The sequence below is a fragment of the Algoriphagus boritolerans DSM 17298 = JCM 18970 genome, from assembly GCF_900108085.1.
Classification (GTDB): domain Bacteria; phylum Bacteroidota; class Bacteroidia; order Cytophagales; family Cyclobacteriaceae; genus Algoriphagus; species Algoriphagus boritolerans.
The window spans coordinates 19,668-43,365 of the sequence record NZ_FNVR01000002.1; the positions used below are offsets into that span (position 1 = coordinate 19,668).

The 23,698-nt window shown below is 43.8% G+C and carries 15 protein-coding genes; 11 read left to right on the forward strand and 4 right to left on the reverse strand.

What is annotated here, in order from left to right; genetic code table 11:
- Positions 1-56: 56 nt before the first annotated feature.
- The 8 genes from C4S61_RS02220 to C4S61_RS02255 all read left to right on the forward strand — a co-directional run bounded on the left by C4S61_RS02220 (position 57) and on the right by C4S61_RS02255 (position 14,426).
- Entirely contained in the window at positions 57-1,292 is a 1,236-nt protein-coding gene (locus tag C4S61_RS02220) for a glycoside hydrolase family 88 protein (protein ID WP_103923175.1), read from the forward strand.
- Positions 1,293-1,312: 20 nt separating this feature from the next.
- Complete coding sequence (locus C4S61_RS02225; RefSeq protein ID WP_235009766.1) at positions 1,313-4,447, forward strand: SusC/RagA family TonB-linked outer membrane protein; 3,135 nt, start codon at positions 1,313-1,315, stop codon at positions 4,445-4,447.
- Positions 4,448-4,564: 117 nt separating this feature from the next.
- On the forward strand, positions 4,565-6,187 hold the full coding sequence (locus tag C4S61_RS02230; protein ID WP_103923177.1) for a RagB/SusD family nutrient uptake outer membrane protein: 1,623 nt from the start codon (positions 4,565-4,567) through the stop codon (positions 6,185-6,187).
- A gap of 415 nt (positions 6,188-6,602) precedes the next feature.
- Complete coding sequence (locus C4S61_RS02235; RefSeq protein WP_103923178.1) at positions 6,603-7,385, forward strand: alpha/beta fold hydrolase; 783 nt, start codon at positions 6,603-6,605, stop codon at positions 7,383-7,385.
- Positions 7,386-7,404: 19 nt separating this feature from the next.
- Positions 7,405-8,490, forward strand: coding sequence for an efflux RND transporter periplasmic adaptor subunit (locus C4S61_RS02240; protein WP_103923179.1), 1,086 nt, complete (start codon positions 7,405-7,407; stop codon positions 8,488-8,490).
- A 2-nt stretch (positions 8,491-8,492) separates the two neighbouring features.
- Positions 8,493-11,555, forward strand: a complete 3,063-nt coding sequence (locus tag C4S61_RS02245; protein ID WP_103923180.1) for an efflux RND transporter permease subunit — start codon at positions 8,493-8,495, stop codon at positions 11,553-11,555.
- Positions 11,555-12,901 carry a TolC family protein gene (locus C4S61_RS02250; protein ID WP_103923181.1) on the forward strand — a complete coding sequence of 449 codons (1,347 nt, stop codon included), beginning with the start codon at positions 11,555-11,557 and terminating at the stop codon, positions 12,899-12,901. Before C4S61_RS02245 ends, C4S61_RS02250 begins: the two co-directional genes overlap by 1 nt.
- 133 nt (positions 12,902-13,034) lie before the next feature.
- A complete protein-coding gene (locus C4S61_RS02255) occupies positions 13,035-14,426 on the forward strand; it encodes an MltF family protein (protein WP_103923440.1) in 1,392 nt (463 codons plus the stop codon).
- Here the strand turns inward: C4S61_RS02255 and C4S61_RS02260 are convergent.
- The 3 genes from C4S61_RS02260 to C4S61_RS02270 form a co-directional block, all read right to left on the reverse strand.
- Positions 14,423-14,896, reverse strand: coding sequence for a RidA family protein (locus C4S61_RS02260; RefSeq protein WP_103923182.1), 474 nt, complete (start codon positions 14,894-14,896; stop codon positions 14,423-14,425). The two genes, C4S61_RS02255 and C4S61_RS02260, sit on opposite strands and share 4 nt — an antisense overlap.
- Positions 14,897-15,069: 173 nt before the next feature.
- Positions 15,070-16,383: a gluconate:H+ symporter gene (locus C4S61_RS02265; RefSeq protein WP_103923183.1), complete on the reverse strand. Its 1,314-nt coding sequence runs from the start codon at positions 16,381-16,383 to the stop codon at positions 15,070-15,072.
- Positions 16,384-16,455: 72 nt separating this feature from the next.
- Positions 16,456-18,774: a T9SS type A sorting domain-containing protein gene (locus C4S61_RS02270; protein WP_103923184.1), complete on the reverse strand. Its 2,319-nt coding sequence runs from the start codon at positions 18,772-18,774 to the stop codon at positions 16,456-16,458.
- An 88-nt stretch (positions 18,775-18,862) separates the two neighbouring features.
- Between C4S61_RS02270 and C4S61_RS02275 the strand changes: the two genes are divergently transcribed.
- Genes C4S61_RS02275 through C4S61_RS02285 form a run of 3 tightly spaced genes read left to right on the forward strand, consistent with a single transcriptional unit; the run spans position 18,863 to position 22,766 of the window.
- Positions 18,863-20,005 (forward strand): lipoprotein N-acyltransferase Lnb domain-containing protein, encoded by a 1,143-nt coding sequence (locus C4S61_RS02275; protein ID WP_235009768.1) that lies wholly within the window; start codon positions 18,863-18,865, stop codon positions 20,003-20,005.
- A 59-nt stretch (positions 20,006-20,064) separates the two neighbouring features.
- Positions 20,065-22,107 (forward strand): excinuclease ABC subunit UvrB, encoded by a 2,043-nt coding sequence (gene uvrB, locus C4S61_RS02280; protein ID WP_103923186.1) that lies wholly within the window; start codon positions 20,065-20,067, stop codon positions 22,105-22,107.
- Positions 22,108-22,130: 23 nt separating this feature from the next.
- Entirely contained in the window at positions 22,131-22,766 is a 636-nt protein-coding gene (locus C4S61_RS02285) for an AlbA family DNA-binding domain-containing protein (protein ID WP_103923187.1), read from the forward strand.
- Here C4S61_RS02285 and C4S61_RS02290 read toward each other — a convergent pair.
- The gene (locus tag C4S61_RS02290; RefSeq protein WP_103923188.1) at positions 22,756-23,673 is read right to left on the reverse strand and encodes a 1-aminocyclopropane-1-carboxylate deaminase/D-cysteine desulfhydrase; all 918 of its coding nucleotides are present in this window, start codon (positions 23,671-23,673) and stop codon (positions 22,756-22,758) included. The genes C4S61_RS02285 and C4S61_RS02290 overlap by 11 nt on opposite strands.
- Positions 23,674-23,698 lie beyond the last annotated feature (25 nt).

Below are 23,698 nucleotides of genomic sequence, written 5' to 3' on the forward strand. Positions count from 1 at the left end.
CTTTTAATGCCAAATCTGATAAGGTACCTGATTTGAACTATGGGTAATATTCGAGCATGGAATCCCAGCTAAAAAATAATTCACGTTCCAGCTTTAAAGTCATTTCCTTGACGCTACTGATACTTATTGTAGCGGGGGCTTGGTTTGAGTTCAGTGTTCGTGCTCAGGTATCTAAAGAAGATGTCGTCGAGCATGCTGCAAGTCAATACATGCTGCTTACCAGTAGGGCCAAGGAGGATTTGGAAATCCCCAGGTCTGTGAAAAACGGAACCATCAGACCGATAAATAAGGACTTTGACTGGACCGCAGGATTTTTCCCGGGGAGCCTGTGGTATTTATATGAATTGACAGGGGACGATAATTGGGCATTTCATGCCAGGTATTTCCAGGGCCAGATCGCACACATGAGGTTTTTTCCCGGTTCACACGATCTGGGACACATTTTCAATAATTCTTATGGGCATGCCTACAGGCTGGAAAATAAGCCTGAAGATTTAGAGATTCTTTTGGATGCTGGAAATACCCTGATAAAGCGATTTAATCCTACTGTCAAAGCTATTCAATCTTGGGATACGGATAAAGGCTGGCAGAGTCAGAGGGGATGGTCATTTCCAGTGAGTATTGACAACATGATGACTCTTGAATTGCTTTTCCGGCTTTCAGAATGGACAGGTGATCCAAAGTATGCGGATGTCGCGGTTGCCCATGCTAATACCACCATGAAAAATTTTTTCAGAAATGATTATAGCTCCTATCATGTTGTTGACTTTGACGTGAATTCAGGCAACCCACTCTCATTTGAGACAGCTCAAGGGTACTCGGATGATTCCAGTTGGTCAAGAGGTCAGGCATGGGGACTTTACGGTTTTACTACGGTTTATAACTATACTAAGGATAAAAAGTATCTTGAGTTTGCGGAAAATATAGCTTCCTATTACCTCAACCACACACACCTTCCCCAAGATAAAATCCCTCATTGGGACTTGAGTATATCCCCTTCCGTGGAAGTTCCAAAAGATGCATCTGCTGCCTCAATCGTCGCTTCGGCGCTCCTCCAGCTTGACCATTTTTCAACGATAGACTACCAGGAGAAGGCAGAGGAGATTCTAAAGAGCCTTAGTTCAGAAAAATACCTTGCCAAAATGGGGGATAACTATGCCTTCCTGATCAAACATGGTACAGGGAGTATTCCGCACAATGAAGAGATCGATGTTCCTCTAATTTATTCAGACTACTATTTCCTGGAAGCAATCTATAGACTTAAAAATTCTAAAAACAACCTAAACAATTAACAATAAATAAACCAAAAATGATGAAACAGTACTTAAAATTTCTATCTCGGATAGGCCTCCTACTTTTGCTGGGGGTATTTTATCAAAGTGATCTGATTGCTCAGACAAGAATTACGGTACAGGGGATTGTCCGTGATGGCAAAGCAGCTGAAGGTATGCCCGGTGTCAATGTGATTGAAAAAGGTACGAGCAATGGTGTGATTACAGGTATGGACGGTAGCTTTGCCCTAACTGTAAGTTCTGAGAATTCCACATTGATATTCAGTTTTATTGGCTACAATAAAAGAGAAATTCTTGTCGGAAACCAAACTCAAATTGAGGTCAGCCTCGAAGAAGAAACGTCGGAGTTGGGAGAGGTGGTCGTGGTCGGTTATGGAGTACAACAAAAAGCCAATCTTACCGGTGCAGTTTCCACGGTAGGAAAGGAATTGCTGGAAAACAGGCCAGTAGCCAGTGTAGCCAATGCCTTACAAGGAACTACACCCGGTCTGAACGTGACCCGAGGTACAGGCCAGCCTGGTTCTGAGGGGATCAATATTCAAATCAGAGGAGCTACCTCTGCCAATGGCAACGTCGAGCCTTTGTTGATGGTGGATGGGGTCCCTGCTCCATTATTCACCCTGCAGACCATCAACCCAAATGATATTGAATCGGTAACGGTACTTAAAGATGCGGCAGCGGCTGCTATCTATGGAGCACAGGCATCTGGAGGAGTCATTCTGGTTACAACCAAAGCTGGAAAAGACGGTAAAACTGTTTTTGAATATTCCAATCTGATCGGGACACAATGGGCATTAAATGTTCCTCAGCGTATGTCTTTATTGGAGGAAGCAGAATTTGCAAACTTAGCTCGGGCCAACCGAGGTCTTGGACCTGAATACAATGAAGGAGCCCTTCAAAACATTCGTGACGGTATTGAATTCGTGGAGGATCCTACCAACCCAAACAGATGGATTACCTTTAACCAACAGAGTATCCGAAATCAGATATTGAGAAATAATTCCCCTATGCAAACTCATAATTTCAGTGCAAGGGGTGGAAATGAAAAGACAAGCTTCTTGGTTTCATTAGGATATTATGAAAAGGCAGGAGTATTCAAAGTAGGCCCTGACAAGTTTGACAGATACAATGTCAGAGTTAATCTTGGGACACAGCTTACCAAACATATTCGTCTGGATTCAAGAATTGCTTATTCCAGTCACAATACAAAAGCGCCATCTGCAGAAGTAAGTGGGTATGGGCTACTGACACAGGTATATCAAGCCAGGACTAGATTCCCGATATTTATGCCTGACGGAAGACTTTTTGGCGGAGCCGGAACATCCGGAAATAATACCTATGCTACCTTGACTCAAGGAGGCTATGAAAATACCGGGAGGGATGATTTTGATGGTGTTTTTACTGCAACGGCAAAGGATTTTGTGAAAGGGCTTCAGGTAAGGGCAATATACGGGCAGCAATACCGAGTCACAGCAAGTAACCGCTTTGCCCGAACAGTCAATCTTTGGAATAAAGGCGGAGATGTTCCTGCATTTATCCTCAATAATCCCAATGTGTATGAGGTAACCAATCAATCGCTGCTGAATACCAGTTTCCAGTTTTTGGTTGACTATAATCTTGAAATCAATTCCAAAAATATAGTCACAATACTTGGGGGATATCAGTATGAGGACTACAGGTTTACCTCACAGTTTTCTCAGGCAAGAAACCTTATCAGTAATGATACCCCATCCCTAAACCTAGGTGATGAAAATTCCAGAATTACCAATGAGACCATTAATACTTATGCCAATCAATCCTTTTTTGCAAGATTAAATTACAGTTATGATGGGAAATATCTTCTGGAAGCTACGGTAAGAAGTGATGAAAGTTCAAGGCTGGCTCCGGGAATGAGAAAGCAAACGTTCCCTTCTGCATCCATAGGTTGGAATGTTCACAGAGAAGGGTTCCTACAAAATAACTTAGGCTTTCTTTCGGAATTAAAGTTGAGAGCTTCTTGGGGTAAATTGGGCAGTGCGTTAGGAATTGGGCTGTATGATTACCTGGGCTTACTGTCCAGAGGATCAAATCTTATCTTGGGAGGTCCGGAGCAAAGAGCTACTTACTTTTGGCAAAATGTGGTACCATCCAGTACCCTGTCATGGGAAAATATCGAAACATCAAACTTTGGTACTGACCTAGGCTTTTTTGATAATAAGCTCCAAGCAACCTTTGATTACTACATCAAGCACAATAGAAATATGCTTACCCCGCTGCAGTTGCCTGGTACTTTTGGTGTCGGTACACCAAGGGTGAATGAAGGAGTTCTGAAGTCTTGGGGTTGGGAACTAGAATTAAAGTATAGAAATAAAATCGGGAATAATTTCAACTATAATGTAGGACTAAACCTTTCTGATAACCAAAACAAGTTGATGGAGTTTGCCGGAAGAAATGTCATCGGGCTAGGCTTTCAAAATATTGTAGAAGGTTATCCGCTCGGAACAATATGGGGTTATAAGACAGCGCCGGGGTATTTCAATACGATCGAAGATGTTCAGAATTCACCTTTCCAAGACAATAATACAGGAGTAGGAGATCTCAAATATGTCAATCAAAACGGCGACGATAGAATCACGCCTGGCCGTGGTACAACTGAAGACCCGGGTGATTTAGTATTTCTGGGTACCAATCAGGAGAGACTACTGTTTGGTATTAACCTTTCTGCCAATTTTAAGAACCTTGATTTTGCCGTGTTTTTACAAGGTGTGGGTAAAAAAAGCTTCCTTCCGCAAAGAGATATGCTTGCTCCAATGATGCAGGCTTGGTTTATGCCGATGGCACACCACAGAGATTTTTATACTTCTGAAAATCCCAATGCAGCTTTTCCAAGACCATTTTTGAATGGTTTCCACAATTACCTTCCTTCGGACCGCTGGGTTCTTGATGGCAGTTACATCAGACTGAAAAATATTCAGCTTGGCTATTCGTTTTCGACCGAACTGTTGAAAAAAGCTAAAATCAGTCGTGCGAGAGTATATGTATCAGGGGAAGATATATGGACCAAGTCAAATATGGGACCATTCAATGGTGTCTTTAACCCTGAAAACAATGTCGGAGTAAGAGCAGATTATCCCTTCTTTGGCACCATTTCAGGAGGTATAAATCTGACCTTTTAATTAAACTATTAAATGAATCAAATCATGAAATCGAGCATGACGAAGATCGTCACACACTGGGATGATTATAAACCATGCGAGATTCCATCTGACCTTTCAAAAACAAATTATAAACAGATGAAAATAAAATATAAAATCCTATCCATGGTCTTTGTTTCCACCATTGGGTTTAATGCCTGTGACGTGGTAAGACTACCTGAAACCGAGATCACAGATCAAACTTATTGGAGGAGTGAAAACGATCTCAAAATGGCCGCCAATTATTTGTACACATTTTTGCCCGGCTTACCTGTCACCTCGGATATTTGGTCTGATGATGCATTTGCAATAGGACCAAACCCAATCAGTGATGGAACCAGACTTGCTCCGGCAACTGACGAAAGTTATAATACGCCATATCTTCTGATCAGGGCAGCCAATAATATTATCGAAAAAGCGCCCAACGCACTTGAAACAGGTGTGAATCAGTCAATAGTTGACAATTATTTAGCTGAGGCAAGATTCTTCAGAGCATGGGCCTATTTTGAACTGGTTAAGCGCTATGGCGATGTGCCTTTGATCCTCACTACCCTTGCCGAAAAAGATGAAAAACTCTTTGCCCCGGCAGATTCAAGAGAAAATGTAGTAAATGTGATTTACGAGGATCTTGATTTTGCCATCGCTAATTTAAGAACTCCCTCCATGCTTGGAGCAGCCGGATACGGTAGAATTGCTAATACCACCGCTATGGCGTTTAAATCAAGAGTGGCTTTGTTTGAAGGTACATTTTCGAAGTATCATAAAATAGGAGATGCTAATCGTCACTTGAACATAGCGCTTGCAGCAGCAAAGGCATGTATGGATTCGGGAGAGCATGATCTTTTCAATTCGTACTTCAACTTGTTTCAGTATGCCGGTGAAGGGCGTGCAAACAGAGAAAATATCCTGGTGAAACAGTATGGTCTTTCTCTTACAGAAAGTGTCCTATTCCACAATGTGCAGCGGCTATTGGAAACAGGGGTGGCTAATCCCACCAAAGCACTGGTCGATTCTTATTTGATGCAAGATGGACTTCCCATAGAAAAGTCTCCTCTGTATAAAAAACCCACAACCATACTGGAAGATTTTAACGATAGGGACCTCAGAATGTCCGCTACCTTGTTTAAAAAAGGTGACCCCTACATCGGCACACTGCCGACCTTCAATGTGCCTAATCTTTCGTTTCAAAGGACAGGCTATGCCAACCGTAGGTATGCCAACGTTACAGATTGGCAAAACTCCAGGTCATTCATGGATTATACCCTTATCAGGTATGCAGAAGTTCTGCTGAACTATGCTGAGGCAAAGTTTGAGCTAGAAGGCACAATTTCAGATCAGGAACTGGATATTACCATCAACAGATTGAGGACTAGGGGAGGAGTAACACCCCTCACTCGTGCTTTTGCCGCACAGCATGACCTTGATCTTTTGCAAGAAATCAGAAGGGAGAGAAGAGTGGAATTGGCGATGGAAGGCTTCAGATATTGGGATCTGATCAGATGGAAAATAGCAGAGATTGAACTGCCTAAAGATGTTTTGGGAAATTTTTATTTCCGTGATGAGTTCGGTTCTGCGGTTACACCTGATATCAATCAAGACAACTATATAGTTCTTCAGAGAGCGGCCAACAGAAGATTTGATCCGGACAAAGATTATTTGTGGCCATTGCCTATCAATGAACTTGGTCTTAATCCAAGCTTGAATCAAAATCCAAACTGGTAAATTTTAAAGTCTCCACTCCTGACGATGATAAATCGGATGAGGAGTGGGGGCTTATTTTTTTGAATTTTTTCAGGTTTGAGGAGCGATTTTAGGATGTATATCCCTAAGTCATCTTGGTCCAAGCCAACTAAGCCTAGAAAGGTTTGGTTGGCAAGAGATGCAATGGAAAGGGACCTTACTTGTTGGAAAGTAAAATAGTAGGGCTAAATACAGCCTTTGGCAATTTTTCACCCTAAATAAAAAGGGAATTAAACCAGATTACAGCTATTGAGTCAACGTGTGACAATAGTATCCCCCTTTTTTTCCTTTGATAGTAAAGATTTGCCTTCAGTATCTTTTCTATAATTCCCCCCGATTTAATGCTGTATTTTTAGTGTTCGGTAAACTTTTATCCTTTTTGGCAGTCTAAACTCTTATGTTGTATTACAAGAAATTTGTACATCCGCAGAGTAGCGAATGGGTGGTCTTCATCCATGGCGCAGGGGGATCTTCTGCGGTTTGGTACAAGCAGCTGAAGGATTTCAAAAAAGAGTTTAACCTCTTACTCATTGACCTAAGGGGCCATGGTAAATCCGCAGACCTTCCCCAGGCTGTTTGGAATGATGAATATACTTTTGAAGCTGTCACAGGAGATATTATAGAAGTGTTGGACTATCTCAACACTCCGCCTGCCCACTTTATGGGAGTTTCCCTGGGGACAATATTGGCTAGACAGCTTGCAGAGTTAGAGCCCCAGCGGGTCAAATCGCTGATCATGGCAGGCGCCATCACGAGACTTAATGCTCAGAGTAGAATCCTTGTTTTCTTGGGCAATGCTTTCAAAAGAGTGATCCCCTACATGTGGTTGTATCGCTTATTCGCCTTTATAATTATGCCCCGCAAGCAGCATGAGGAATCACGAAACCTCTTTGTACGGGAGGCACAAAAGCTTTGTCAAAAAGAATTCATCCGCTGGTTTAAGTTGACCAGTGATATAAATCCATTATTGAAATTCTTTAAGGAAAAAGATCTTGGAATCCCTACCCTGTATGTGATGGGAGATCAGGATGTGATGTTTCTTGAACCGGTCAAAAATTTAGTAAAAGAACACAAAAACTCCATTTTAAAAGTGCTTGAGAGCTGTGGACACGTAGTCAACGTGGAGAAGCCTGATCAATTCAATCACTTGTCGGTGGCTTTCATCAAAAACCAACAGTAATCTTACCTATTTGCCTTAAATGAAAAAACAAACTAAAATTGCTCTGATCATCGGGATTATCGTAATCATTGCCATTGCTTTTTTTTACCCCAGACTCAGTAATCAGGGAGGAAATAAGCCTGATTCTGAAGGCCAAGGTGGAGGTCCTGCCGGTTCAAATCAAGATCTGCCCGTAAACGTAGTCAAACTTCAAAAGGAAACACTTCGAAATCAACTCCAGGTATCGGGAACCATTCTTCCCAATGAATCAGTTAATCTGAGATCCGAAATTTCCGGTCTGGTCACCCGGATTGCCTTCAGGGAAGGCCAATACGTCACCAAAGGCACTCCTCTTTTTTACCTGAATGATGATGAGCTTCAGGCACAGTATCAGCGGCTTCAGTACACTCAAAAGCTGTTTGAAACTCAGGAAAATCGTCAAAAGCAGCTTTTGGCTCGGGAAGCAATCAGTCAGGAGGAGTACGACATTGCGCTGAATCAATTCAATACGGCATTGTCCGATATTAAACTTGTAGAAGCCCAGCTATCAAAAACAGTCATCAGAGCTCCCTTTAATGGAATCTTGGGCCTAAGACTGGTATCCGAAGGATCGGTGATTGGTACCAATGATTTACTGGTGAGTTTGGTAAATATTGATCCTATAAAAATTGAATTTTCAATTCCTGAGCGATATGCAAATCAGGTAACTATCGGTTCGCCGGTCTATTTTACTAATGAGGCTTCCACCGAGGAAGTGGAGGGTCAGGTTTACGCCTTTGAGCCTCAAGTAGATCTGGCTACCCGAACTCTGAAACTTCGCGCTCAAAGTCCGAATAAAGACAGACGGTTTCTGCCGGGGATGTTTGTGAAAATCCGTTTTATCCTTGAAGTCACCGAAGATGCGCTGTTGGTTCCCGCAGAGTCTGTCATTCCCGAACTTTCAGGCTATAAGGTTTTTGTAGTTGGGGAAGGGGGCAAAGCTGAAGAACGAATTGTAGAAATTGGAACACGGACAGATACTCAAGTGCAAGTCCTCACAGGCTTGAACGAAGGTGATCTGGTACTCACTACAGGTGTAATGCAAGTAAGGCAAGGAATGCCGCTACAACCTACTCAAATCAATTAAGCATGGCTAGCTTATCCCAAATCAGTATCAACCGGCCGGTATTGGCCATCGTGATGTCCCTCGTGATTCTACTCTTTGGAGGAATAGGGATTTCGTTGTTAGGTATTCGTGAGTATCCCAGCGTGGATCCTCCTGTGATCAATGTCAGCACTACCTATGTGGGAGCAAATGCCGATGTCATCGAGGCTCAAATTACTGAACCCCTAGAGGAACAAATCAACGGTATCCAGGGGATTAAATCCCTGACCTCAGTCAGTGCAGATGGTCGAAGTAACATCACCGTCGAATTTGAGGTGGGTGGGGACTTGGAAGCTGCCGCCAATGACGTACGGGACAAAGTAGCCGGCGCACTGCGAAATCTTCCCCCCGACGCAGAGCCTCCTGTGGTGTCCAAAGCGGATGCAGATTCTCAGCCCATCGTCGGAGTCAATGTGAAAAGTGAAAACCGAAGCCTTTTGGAGCTTTCGGATATTGCTTCGAATATTTTCAAAGAAAGACTTCAAACTATACCCGGTGTCAGCAGAATCCAGATTTGGGGTGAAAAAGAGTATGCCATCCGCCTTCGAATGGATCCACTCAAAATGGCCTCTTATGGCATTACACCCTTGGATGTCCTTCAAAAAGTACAAAGCGAAAACGTTGAGCTTCCTTCGGGAAGAATCGAAGGGCAGAGTATAGAACTATCTGTTCGTACCAAGAGTAGACTAAGCTCTCCTCAGGAATTCAATAGCCTGATTATTAAAGAAGATCAAAACAATATCGTTCGATTCCAGGATATTGGAAATGCTGAATTATCGGCATTAAATGAAAAGACAGTCTTGAAACGTGATGGTGTACCTATGGTAGCCGTGGTGCTTGTCCCGCTCCCCGGCTCTAATAACATCGAAATTGCCGATGAGTTTTACCGGAGATTGGAGTTTATCAAAAAGGATTTGCCGGCTGATGTTGGCGTGGAGATTGGGTTTGACTCTACATCTTACATTCGAAGTTCTATTGCCGAAGTAGAGGAGACCATCATTACTGCCTTTATACTAGTAGTTGCTATTATATTTCTGTTCCTGAGAGATTGGCGAACTACTTTCATTCCTGTGCTTACCATCCCGATTTCCCTGGTTGGGGTGTTTTTCATCATGTATTTGATGGATTTTTCCATCAATGTCTTGACTCTGCTGGGTATAGTTCTCTCGATTGGATTGGTGGTCGACGATGCTATTGTAGTTTTGGAGAACATCTACACTAGAATTGAAAAGGGAGAAAATCCCCTTAAAGCGGCAGAAAAAGGATCTGAAGAAATCTTTTTTGCTGTCATCGCAACCACCGTTGCCTTGGCGGCGGTATTTCTTCCCGTAATTTTCCTAACCGGAACCACCGGAAGACTCTTCCGGGAGTTCGGCATTGTAGTGGCAGGCGCTGTGATTATTTCTTCCTTTGTTGCATTGACGATGACTCCGATGTTGAGTGCCAAATTGCTCAAGCGTCGCGAAAAGCAAAACGCTTTTTACAATTTCACAGAGCCATTTTTTGTTTGGTTAAATGACCGCTATGACTCAGCTCTTGGCGTGTTCATGAAAATTCGCTGGATTGCATTTCCGGTCATCGGAATTATAGTACTGAGTATTTATTGGTTGTTTTTACAGATTCCTACCGAGCTAGTTCCGACTGAGGATCGTTCCGAATTGCGAATCAATATGGCAGGTCCAGAGGGAGCTACTTTTGGCTACATGAGTAGTGCAGTGGATAAATTGACGGATCAGTTTATGGAAGAGATACCCGAAACTGAACGCCTTGCAGTGATCAGTGTGACTTCCCCGGGATTTGGTACTGCAAACACCAACTCAGCCTTTATCCGACTTTTCCTCACCGATGCAAATCAACGAACCAGAACGCAGCAGGAAATTTTTAATAGTATAAATACCAAATTGAGAAATGAAACTTCCGTCAGAGGTTTTGCGCAGCAACCGGTTTCAATCGGTGACAGAAGAGGAGGACTACCTGTGCAATATGTTATTCAGGCACCAACAATTGAAAAATTGAAAGAGGCAATTCCACCATTTATGGAAGAAGTGGGGAAAAGCCCAATCTTTATTTTCTCAGATATCAACCTAAAGTTTACCAAGCCCGAACTTGAAATAGAAATCGATCGGGAAAGAGCAAGAAACCTTGGGGTATCTGTTCAGGAAATTGCAAGAACACTTCAGCTCTCTTACTCAGGACAAAGGTTTGCTTATTTCATCCGAGATGGTAAGCAATATCAGGTCTTGGGAGAAATGAGACTTGAGGATAGAAATGAGCCTGTAAATCTTCGAATGCTTTATGTTCGTGGGGAAAATAATCAGTTGGTTCAACTGGATAACCTGGTGAAGGTGGTAGAAAAAAGTACTCCACCGCAACTTTACCGATTCAATCGATTTGTGAGTGCTACTGTCTCCGCCAACTTGGCAGAAGGGTTTACCATTGGAGCCGGATTGGACGAAATGGATCGGATTGCTGCCGAAGTATTGGACGATTCCTTTTCCACAGACGTTTCCGGTCCATCCAAAGAATTCCGCGAAAGCTCCAACAGCTTGTTATTTGCGTTCGTATTTGCGCTGATCTTGATTTATCTGGTGCTTTCGGCTCAGTTTGAGAGTTTCTTGGATCCGCTGACTATTATGTTTACCGTACCACTTGCGATCTTCGGGGCATTGGCCACGCTTTGGGCATTTGATTTTACACTGAATATTTTCAGTCAGATCGGTATTATCATGCTGATCGGTCTGGTGACTAAGAATGGGATTTTGATCGTGGAATTTGCCAATCAACGAAAAGCTCAGGGAATGGATGTACATGAAGCCATCTTTGGTGCAGCAGTGGCCCGATTCCGACCGATTTTGATGACCAGTTTGTCCACTATTCTGGGGATTTTGCCGATTGCTTTGGCATTGGGTGCCGGAGCCGAAAGCCGGGTGCCTATGGGAGCTGCTGTGATTGGAGGGCTGTCATTTGCTACGATTTTGACCTTGTTTATCATCCCGGCCATTTATACTTACCTCACCTCCAAAAAAGGAAGATTAGCCAGAATTTAATGAAGAAATTAGCGATTTTGCTCGTTTTGAGCGTAAGTGTTTTAAGTCTTGGGGCTCAAGCCCAAGAAGCCTTGGATATTGAGAAAGCCATACAGATAGGATTGGAAAAAAACCTCCAGATAAAAATAGGGGTTGAAAATGTAGCTTTAAGGGAACTGGATAAGAAAATCGGTGCGGGGACCTTTTTCATGCCTGTGATTGATGGTAATTACTTACGCTCTTTTGCTACGGAGGATGTAACACAAACTTTCGTTAATGATCCTGAAAATCCACGTCAGATAGATGATGCTAAGTCACGGAACAAAACCTACAGCTTTGTGGGAATCTACGGGTTTAGACCCGAGTCTGTTGTCACGATGAAGCGCTTGGGGGTTTTGTCCGAAATCAGCGAGTTGGACTCCAAGGTCATAGTAGAAAATACGGTTGCAGGCATTTCTACAGCCTATTATTTATTGATTCTGGAGCTACAGCGTTATCAAGTCCTTAAAGAAACGCTTAGATTGAGCAAAGCCAGATTGGATATTGCCCAAGCTCAATATGAACTCGGAGGAGCAGGTAAAAGAGACTTTCTCACCGCTCAAGTGGATTATAATGCGGATTCAAGCCTTTTGATTACCCAAGAGCAAATCATACAGAATACAAGAGTAAACCTGAATGAATTGTTGGCGATTGATCCTGAAACTGAGTTTCTGCTACAGGATACGACCATTACGATTGGCGAAACCCTATCATTGGAAACACTCAATGAGAATGCTTTTGTTGAAAACAAGCTTTTGTTGGTCAACCAAAGATTGAATAACGATGCCTACCTTCAGATTAAAGAACTCCAAACCTCACGACTTCCAGGCCTGAATCTTAATTCCTCCTATACCAATCAGGTTTTTAATTCTGATGCGGGATTTCTCCTTCAAAATGAGCGGCAGGGTTTGAACTACGGCGGTAACATCACATTGAACCTTTTCAGTGGGTTGACCTTAAATCGGAGAATTCAAAGTGCCAAAGTCAATAAGCGAATACAGGACTATTCTTTGGAACAATATGAAATCCAACTGAAATCAGACATTCAGAGAGCGTATAACGTCTATTCCAAGAATCTCCAGTTGTTGAAAATTGAAGAAGTCAACTATGAAGTGGCAAAGGAAAATTCCGAAATTGCCTTGGAGCGATTCCGGTTGGGGATTGCTTCCTATCTGGAGTTTAGGGATGCTCAGGTAAATTTGCTAACTGCTGAAAACCGATTGATTACGGCGATTTTCAACATCAAAGAGCAGGAAATTGAGCTGATGCGCTTGAGTGGTAAAATCTTCTTCGACACCAGTTATGAGGATTTTTCCATAAATCCCTGAATTCTAAACTGAACAGAAACGGAGCGAATTTTTTCTCCGTTTTTTATTTGCTTTTTTTAACAATCGCTTCATTTTTATTTTGGCATAGGCTTTGCCAAGTAGCGGAATGAACCATCCGGGATTTCCCCTTGGAATGAAAAAAGCCTTTATTTCTGCTCTTTCTACCTTAGTGATGCTCTTTTCAGGTGTACAATGTACGTTTCTGGAAAATAGGATCGATCAGGTGTTACAGGAGCCCTATATATTTGATCTGCCGGCCATTCAAGCTCGTGGCACTCTCCGCGCCGCTGTGGATAATAATTCCACCTCCTATTATATCTACAGAGGTAGGAGGATGGGTTATGAATATGAGCTTTTGAGAGATTTGGGCAAAAGCCTCGGAGTTCAATTGGAATTGATTGTGTTGGAAGATATCGATGAGGCGTTTGATTACCTGGAATCCGGCAAGGTTGATGTCATTGCGATGAATCTGGAAAATTCCAGGGATCGCAAGCAAAGAGCTGCTTTTACCAATTACCTGGGCACAATGAGTACTGTCGTAGTAGGTAGAAAACCCGTCGGAAGTCCCATGACTTGGCAAGAAATCGGCTCCGATACGATTTTTATCAGAAAAGGAACGGTGTACTCTGATCAGCTAAAGGCAATCAAAGATTCACTAAAGCTTAATTTTTTTATTCAGGAAACGGTGGAGCATGAAGAAAACCTGATCGATCAGATTGCTGAACAGAAAATCAACTGGACAGTCGCTGACAGAAACATTGCCAAAGCAAATCAAACCTACTATTCCGGTTTGGATGCTTCCCTCAAGGTATCCGAGAACGGAACCGTGGCCTGGGCAGTTCGTAAAAACGCTCCGCTTTTTCTGGAGGAAATCAATTCTTGGTTAGCCGAAAAGAAGAAACGATTTATCCCCGAATTATACGCCAAGTATTTCCTGAGTCCCAGAAATAGTTATTACCGGACCAACAGTCCCTTCTCTTCTTTGGCTGGTAACCGGATCTCTGTTTTTGACGAACTGATTCAGGAAAGCTCCAGGGAATTAGGCTGGGATTGGAGACTCTTGGCGGCTTTAGTCTACAAGGAATCCGGTTTTGATACCACGGCTCTGTCTTATGCCGGAGCAGAAGGATTGCTTCAGCTGATGCCGGTGACTTTGGCGCGATTTGGCGTCACTGATCCCAGTGATCCATCCCAATCGTTGCAAGGCGGAGTGAAATACCTGCTCTACCTGGATAAATTCTGGAGAGCCCGGGTGCCTGATACAAATGAACGAATTCGGTTTATTCTGGCCTCATACAACATCGGTCAGGGACATGTCGAGGACGCCTGGAGGCTGACGCTGAAATACGGGAAAAATACCCAAAGCTGGGAGGATGTATCTTACTTTCTCAACTTAAAAAGTGACCCCGAATTCTATCGGGATCCTATGGTCAAAAGTGGCTTTGCAAAAGGCCACATCGCTGTCAATTATGTTCGGGATATTCTCAACCTTTTTGAATCCTACAAAGACTTGGTAGAGCCTTAGTTTTCTTCGTGAAGTTCAAAAATCGCTTCAATCTCAACCGGGATATTATCAGGAAGTGATCCCATCCCCACGGCTGAACGCACGCCAATTCCATTTTCTTCTCCCCACACACTCGCAAAAAGTTCGCTGGCACCGTTAATGACATAGGGATGCCGCTCAAAGCTTGCCGTGCAATTCACCATGCCCAATACTTTGATGACCCGCTTGACTTTGTTTAGCGAACCAATGTTTGCTTTAATGGTAGCGAGCATAGCCAGTCCGACTTGCCTGGCGGCTATTTTGCCCTGCTCGATATCCAGATCCACACCTATTCTGCCAATGATCAGCGAACCGTCAGGTTTTACTGTTCCATGCCCTGAGAGGTACAGGTACTTCCCGTCGATCAGGCAGGGCTTATACACACCAAGGGGCTTGGGTGCAGGTGGTAGGGTGAGTCCGAGTTTTGAGAAGTTGATTTCAGGGGTTTCCATTTCGTTGGATTAAGAATTAAAATTTTTACTTGAACTTGCACGTAGCTATAGAAGTTGGGTTGGAGGCCTGAATAGTAAAGCTATGGACCATGGTCTATCGACTAGGATAAAGGATCCTCAACCTATCGAACCAATTTTTACTCAATTTGCAACTTTGCGGAGCCTCATTAAAATTAGACAAAAAGATCCAAAATCAGGACACCGAACAATCCCACAACTGCTACAACGGTTTCCATCAGTGACCACGATTTGAGGGTGTCTTTGATGCTTACATTGAAAAACTCCTTGTAGAGCCAAAAGCCCCCGTCATTGAAATGTGAAAACATCAAGCTTCCTGCACCGATGGATAGGACCAATAAATTGGGATCGACATTCATCGTAGTCACGAGTGGTGCTATAATTCCGGCTGTGGTCAGACCCGCCACAGTGGCAGAACCTACACAGACCCGAATCACCGCCGTAATCAGCCAAGCCAAAATCAAGGGATGCATATCCCAGGTTTTCAGACTTTCGGCAATGGTAAGGCTCACTCCGGTGTCGGTGAAAATTTGCTTTAAAGCCCCTGCACCAGCTACGATCAGGAGGATCATAGAGACGTCTTTTGTTGCGACTGTATAAATGTCCATCAGCTTGGTCATGTTGGTTTTTCGGCGAAGCCCAAGTGAATAAGTCGCATACATCAAAGAAACCAACATTACAATTCCCGGATCAGCGATGAAATTGACAATCGGGCTCATCGGATCTTCGTTGGAAATATTCAGGCTAAGGGCTGTGGTCCCGATCAGTAGGATTACCGGAAGCAAAGCAGTGAAAACACTGTTACCGATACCAGGAAGTTCATTTTCCGGTTTTGGTTCCGCTTGGAATGTCTTCAGTGGCTCAGATTTTATGTTTTTAAGAAAAGGAGCGAACAGTGGCCCTGCAATGATGATCGTGGGAATGGCAATCAAGAACCCGTAGAATAGTGTCAGGCCCATGTTTGCTTCAAATTGGGAAACCAAAGCTGCCGGAGATGGATGGGGTGGCAAAAAGCCATGGGTCACTGAAAGCGCTGCAAGCAAGGGGATGCCCACATAGACCGCGGGAAGTTTATATTGATACGAAACAGTAAATGCCAAGGGTACCAGCAGGACGAAGCCGACATTGTAGAAAAGCGGAATTCCTACGATCAGTCCGGTAAAAGCCATGGCCCAAGTCATGTGTTTTGCACCAAAGATTTTCATCAGAAATCCTGCAATTCGCTGTGCGGCGCCACTTTCTGCGACGAGCTTACCGAGCATCGCTCCGGTGACAATGACGATCACAAGATCACCAAGCATGGCTCCCATGCCTTTTTGAACCGACTTGGCCACTTGGTCGGCTGGAAGGCCGAGCATCAGTCCGCCGGCAATGGAGGCAATCAGAAAAGCGAGGAAAGGGTTGAGTTTTGCCCATACGATCAGGAGCACCAAGATCGCGATGCTGAGCAGTACAAATACAAAGGTCATAGGTTAGGTTGGTGTTAAAGGGGGAAGATAGGAAAAAGAGCCTAAATTGTCCTTTCAGAGTATATAATTCTCCTAGTTCCTGATTAATCTTTCCGTGTAGACCTGTTGATCGGAGCTAATCCTTATCAGGTAAATCCCAGGAGGCAAGTTCAACAGGTGTCGAGCTATATTTTGATCGAGTGGACTCGGCCCCACGATGACTTTTCCCTGTGCATCTAAAATCATCAGGTTGCCCTTTGCAGCATCCATGGATTTGGGAAGGATGAGGTCAAGATCTCCTGAGTGATATGGATTGGGAAACAAGATCAATTGTTCTTTACCCGGATTTTCGCTGGGGAATACTACTTTTGTCACTCCGCTCCAAGTGGACCTACCGGTGAAATCTACTTGAAGGATTTTATAGAAGTAGTCGGTAAACCTTTTTCGTGAGGTATCCAGGAAGTGATAGCCCCTGGGTGAATCTGTATCTCCGATCGAATTAACCACTCCAATTTTTTCCCAACCATCTTTCAAATTGCCGGAGTTTCGGTATACCTCAAAAAGAAGGTTATCCTTTTCCATGGCTACCTTCCACGAGATTTGATTTCCCTCGTTTCCTGATTTGGAGCTCACCTCAAGCCATGTTACGGGTAGAATCGAAAGAGTGCGGAAGCTTCCAACAGTAAAATTTACTCCCAACAAATCAGCAAAAGTCAGTTCCCGTCTTGCCCAAAGTTCCACCGGATCCAATCCCGGCAGAGTGGTTCCAGGGGCAGCATATCCTGTTCCAACAATCCGAAGGTCATCTACATCGTCGACAATCAGATTGGCGGCTGAGATTCTCAGTTCAACTGAATTTCCACTTGACGTTAGATCTGAGAACTGGAAATAGCTGAAAAGACGGTACAAAATTTCTATGCCATCGTAATCGAAAAAACCGGAATTGTATTCCGCACCCTTGAATTCTGTAAAATCAATGGACAGGTTTCCTCCTACAGAAGTGCCGAGAAGTTGCACTTTTCGAATTCCTCCGTTTTGGGTGTCCTCAAATGGAAATGTAGAATTACTGCCGTCCAGATTTGTAGGTATGCCGAAGTAGGTAAGCTGACCCACATTTTTCCAAGATCCTGCGGCATAAGTAAGCTGACCTGCAAGTTCCGTATTGATCAGGAGGTCATTTCCTTCCAAATCCATATTTCCTTGGATTAGAGTTAGATTCCGTTGAATTGTCAGGTTATCATTTGGATAAAAAATTCCACCCGATTTATTCAACTCCAAATCGCTCACTACCAATGGGAAACCGAGCATTTCTTGATCCGAACCTCCCAGCAAAGTCAAGGTGGTTCCTGTAGCATTAAAATTTCCAAGGCCGGCTTTTTCCAGATTTCCAAACAGAGACAAAGCTGGAGGAAGCAATAGATTTTGATTTCCCTGAAGTTCCACATCACGAACGGAGCTTGGTGTAGCAGCATCTGCATAAGAGCTACTCAGAAAGGATTTTGGCCCTGTTCCACCTCGATAGATTATCCGGCCATTAAGTTGAAAGTTGGAAGCTTCGATTCGAGGAGTTGATCCTTCCAGAATCAGTACTCCACCATTTTGTAGGTCGAAGTTGAGTGCGCTAATCGTGCCGCTTGTGGATCGGTTTAAAATATTTGCATTGCATTCTGAAATGAACGTCCCACCAGATTCGATGACAAATTCTCCGAAGGGACCAACTCCGTAAACAGTTGTTTCAGTATTAAAGGAAAGTGTAAAACAAACATTAGGAGTCACAGAAGCATCCACTTTTTGAAGGACTGTGCCTGTTCGAACTGTGAAAGAAAGTGACTTGAAAGGGGCTTCCAAAACAAATTGTTCGCCCGGGTCAGGCTCGAAAATCACTGAAAATCGGCTTTGGGTGGTTTGGGCACTCCAGCTGTTCTTTTCTATCAAGGTGCGACTATTTCCTTTAAATGTCAACGTACTATTTACAGAATTACCAATCCAATTTTGACTGTTCCAGGCATTATCCGGTGTTCCAGGAGCAGCTCCGGAGAAGGCCTGAAGTGTTCCATAAATATCAAGGTTATTTCCATCCAAATTAAGTTTTTGACCCGCTTCCTTTTGAGCATTGATAAACACACTTTTTACCGCCTCATTACCTGTAAGTCTCAGCGTGTGCGTTTGATCGATGTAGATATCGTTGGTCTGATCAGGTTTGGAAGTAGCAGGATTCCAAGTGATTCCATCCCAAACATTCCAGATTGAAAAATCAGGGAAATCACCGGAGGCGATCGTCTTATAAGCATTGATTTCCTGTGAAAAGCAAGCCTCCATGATTAGGCAGACTCCTACAACTGCCAGGAATATCCTGTATATTCGGCAGGAGAAAAAATTACCCATGAAGGCTGAGAAATAGTTAGCATTCATAAAAAATAAGGTTTTGAAAAAAGAATTTTAAGTTAATAAAATGATTTCAAAAAGTAAAATAATTCTTTTCGTTTTTTTATTGACTCTCATGGGGTTAGCTCCTGTAAAAGCTCAAGTCTATGAAATTAGTCTTCTAACCTGTGACCCGGGAAAGGAACTTTACAGCAGTTTTGGCCATAGTGCCATCCGCATGAGGCAGATCGGATCTCAGGGTCAGGATTTGGTGTTTAACTTTGGGACCTTTGACTTTAGAACTCCCAATTTTTACGGGAAATTTGCCACCGGCAAGCTGGATTATATGCTGAGTGTCAGTACTTATGCGGACTTTATCAGTGAGTACGATTATTTCAAAAGAGATGTACGAGAGCAGATTTTGGATTTGAATGCCGAGCAACGTGATTTTTTGATTCAGCATCTCTGGGCACAGTATGACCCTGCGAGGAGATATTACCGCTATGATTTCTTCTTTAATAATTGCGCGACTAAAATCCGGGATGCTTTTGAGATTGCCATGGGAGACCAGTTGGTATGGAATGACTCATCCCAAATGGGGGAGAAGACGTTTCGTAATCTGATCGACGAATATGTCTACCCTTTGCCCTGGGCAGATTTGGGGATTGACTTGGCCTTGGGTTCGGTAATCGATCGGGAAGCGACAGCGCGAGAGTCCCAGTTTTTGCCGGATTACATGGAAGCTGCGTTTGCCAGTGCCACACTAGTAGGAGATGGCCCTACCCGGCCTTTGGTTAAGGAATCCCGGGTGATTTTGGAATACCCTGACGAAGAGTTTAAGATGGATTTGATCAACCCATATTTTGTTTTTTGGGGAATTGCGATCCTGTTCACCGGGATCACTTTTTTTGGACATAGGAAAAAGCAACTGTTCCTTGGCTTCGATGTTGCCTTATTTTCCATCCTTGGGATTTTGGGACTAGTGGTCACCTTTCTGTGGTTTTTCACGGATCACTCTGCGACAAAGTGGAATTGGAATATTTTATGGGTTTTTCCCGGTCACTTGGCGTTAGTTTGGGGATTGATGAAAAAAGAGTTACAGCCCTGGGTAAAAAAGTACCTGCTTTTTGCATTGATTATGGCAGATGCAGCAGTGGTTTTTTGGATTTTGGGTTGGCAATCCTTTCATCCCAGTTTGATTCCGATTTTATTGGTGATTATCCTTCGGACGAATTACCTCTACTATAATATTGGAAACCGAAGTTTAAAAGCTGGCTGATTTCTACATTCTGAAAACCTTTTTCCCTCTTTTTGGTGTTGGCAATGGAAGAATAAGCTATGGATTTTAAACTTACCTCAGATTTTCAGCCTACCGGCGATCAGCCCAAAGCCATCAAGGAATTGGTGAAAGGGGTAAATGATGGTGATGTTGCCCAGGTACTGCTTGGGGTGACCGGTTCGGGGAAGACTTTCACCATCGCAAATCTGATCCAGGAAACCCAGCGGCCTACGCTGGTTTTAAGCCATAATAAAACCCTGGCCGCTCAGCTGTATGGGGAGTTCAAGCAGTTTTTTCCTGAGAATGCAGTCGAGTACTTCATTTCTTACTACGATTACTATCAGCCGGAGGCATTTATCCCGAGTTCGGGAACTTACATTGAAAAAGACCTAAGCATCAATCAGGAAATCGAAAAACTTCGATTAAGTGCCACCTCCTCGCTCTTGACCGGTAGACGCGATGTGATCGTGGTTGCATCTGTTTCCTGTATTTATGGTATTGGTAATCCGGAGGAGTTTGGTAAAAATGTCGTGCGACTTCAGGAGGGTGACCGAATTCCAAGGAATCAGTTGCTGTTTAAACTAGTCGACATTCTCTACAGCAGGACCCAGCAGGATTTGACCCATGGTACTTTCCGTGTCAAAGGTGATACGGTAGACATCCATGTGGCTTACGGGGATTTTGCCTATCGAATCTTCTTTTGGGGAGATGAAATCGAGGCCATTCAGCGGGTAGAACCCGCTACCGGAAAGAAAATTTCAGATGAAAAAATCATTTCCATTTTCCCCGCAAATCTCTTCGTTACGGGTCGGGACACCATAGACATAGCTATTCGGGAGATTCAGGACGACATGGTGGCTCAGGTAAATTTCTTCGAAAAAGAAGGAAAATTCCTTGAAGCCAAGCGTCTCCAGGAGCGAACAGAGTTTGACCTGGAAATGATCCGCGAGTTGGGCTATTGCTCAGGCGTGGAGAATTATTCCCGTTATTTTGATAGAAGACAACCCGGGACACGGCCATTCTGTCTCTTGGATTATTTTCCTGATGATTACCTTTTGGTGATTGACGAAAGCCACGTCACCGTGCCTCAGATTCGTGCGATGTGGGGAGGAGATCGTTCCAGAAAAGTTAATTTGGTGGATTATGGATTTAGATTGCCCTCGGCATTGGACAATCGTCCTTTGAAGTTTGAGGAGTTTGAGCAGATGACGGGACAAGTGATCTATGTCTCTGCGACCCCGGCTGATTACGAACTTGGGCGGGCAGAAGGAGTCGTTGTCGAGCAAGTCATACGTCCTACAGGCTTGTTGGATCCGACGATTGAAGTGAGGCCCAGTCAAAATCAGATCGATGATTTGCTTGAGGAAATCGATCAGACGATCAAAACCGACGCACGCGTTTTGGTCACCACTTTGACCAAACGAATGGCTGAGGAACTGCATAAATTCCTCGATCGGGCAGGAGTGAAGTCACGCTACATTCATTCCGAAGTGAAAACATTGGATCGGGTGGAAATTTTGCGAGAGCTGAGGCTCGGTGTCTTTGACGTTTTAGTAGGTGTAAACTTACTTCGGGAAGGGCTAGACTTGCCGGAGGTTTCACTCGTCGCGATATTGGATGCGGATAAGGAGGGATTTCTCAGAAACGAACGCTCCCTCGTCCAGACCATTGGTCGGGCGGCGAGAAACTCTGAGGGCCGTGTGATCATGTATGCGGACAAAATCACCGACTCCATGCAGTCGGCCATCGATGAAACTAAGCGGCGACGTGTAATCCAAATTGAATACAATAAAGAGCACGGTATCACGCCTACCACCGTGATCAAATCAAGAGACAAGATCATGGGACAAACCAAAGTAGCTGATTCCAAGAAAAACGCGAAAGTCTATGCTGAACCTATGCCCGGTGAGGCCCAGATTGCAGCAGATCCGGTAGTACAATACCTCAGCAAAGACAAGCTGGAAAAGTTGATTCAGCAGACGCAGAAGCAAATGGAGAAAGCAGCCAAAGAGCTGAACTTTATGGAAGCGGCACGACTTAGAGACGAGTGGCAATCCCAGAAATCCCGTCTGGCAGAACTCAGCCGCGGACTCGGAAACTAGTTTTCACCTGATAATCCGAATTTATGACCCTTCAAGAAGTGAAGGCCCTTGCAGCAAGAGGCGAGGGGCTTACCATCGAATTCAAGAAGAAAGCTGCTTTCCCCGAGAAGATTGTCAGGGAAGTGATTGCTTTGGCTAATACAGAAGGAGGGTATCTCCTGATCGGAGTCGATGATGACGGTACGGTCAGCGGACAGCGGTTTATTGAGGAGGAGATTTTTGTGATGGAGAAGGCTATCCGGGAGCTGGTTTTGCCAAAATTGGACTACAACATCTTTACTATAAAACTCTCCGAAAAGAAAGGCGTAGCCGTCTTCAGAATTCCCAAAAGTACGGATCGACCTCATTTTTTACAGGAAAAGAACCGAAAGCAGGCCTATATCCGGGTGCAGGACCGCAGTGTACAGGCAAGTCGGGAAGTTTGGGAGGTATTGAAGAAAGGTCGAATTCCAAAAGACACGATTTTCACTTACGGCTGGAAGGAGGAGATTTTGATGAAGGCCTTGGGAGAGAACGGTAAAATTACCCTGAAAGAATTTGCCGGATTGGCAAAGGTCCCCAGGTTTTTAGCTTCCAAGACTTTGGTCAGACTCGTATCGGCAAATGTCCTGAAAATCCATCCTCAAGAATCCGAGGACTTTTTTACGCTCAAAGAATAGGTAAAATGATGCCTGTTTTTGATTTAAAACCCGCATTCCCCTGAAGTCCACCGGTATGGATTAAAAGAATTTTGGAATTGGTGGGGAAATGATCTTTTCCAATCAAATCCCAAGCTCCAAAGGCCATTTTCCCGGTATAAATTGGGTCAAGCGGGATATTAAATTCCCCATAAAACCAGAATACAAAATCAATCAACTCCGACTTAAATTTTCCATATCCTCCAAAATGATATGTTGTTTTAATTTCAAAAGAACCTTTTGGGACGATCTGATTTGATTCAAGGAGTTTTCCGATTTCCTGATGAATAAATTCTCCTTTTAAGGAAGAGAATCCAAGGAGCTTTTGATGACTTTTTAAGACAGAAGCCAGTCCTGCGAAGGTTCCTCCCGTTCCTATGGAAACACAGAAATGGGTGAAATCAAGGGCTTGATCCCCTAGTATTTCTTTGGTGCCCTGAATGGCCAAATCATTCGTCCCTCCCTCAGGAATCAGGTAAAAGTCTCCGAATTGAGCTTTTAAATCCTCCAAAAACTCAGCGGAAGACTGCTGTCGGTAGCTTTCCCGATCTACAAAATAGAGTTGCATTCCCAGTTTTTGGGCATGTGCCAAAGTGGGGTTTTCGCTGTCCGCATATTCGCCCCTAATGATTCCGATACTTCTAAAGCCAGCAAAATGAGCAGCTGAGGCCGTGGCATAGATGTGATTGGAAAAGGCCCCTCCAAATGTCAGGATGGTGTTTTTTTTCAGTCTCTTTGCTTCTTCTAAATTGTATTTCAGCTTAAAAAACTTGTTTCCTGAAACCAAAGGATGAACTTGGTCTAATCTTAAAACAGCCAGTTCAACGCCTTTTTCTTCCAAAAGTGCATGAGTAAGTTTTTGGATTGAGACTGGTTCGGGTTGAAGCATTCGAAGTCTTTTGGCAAAGTTAAGG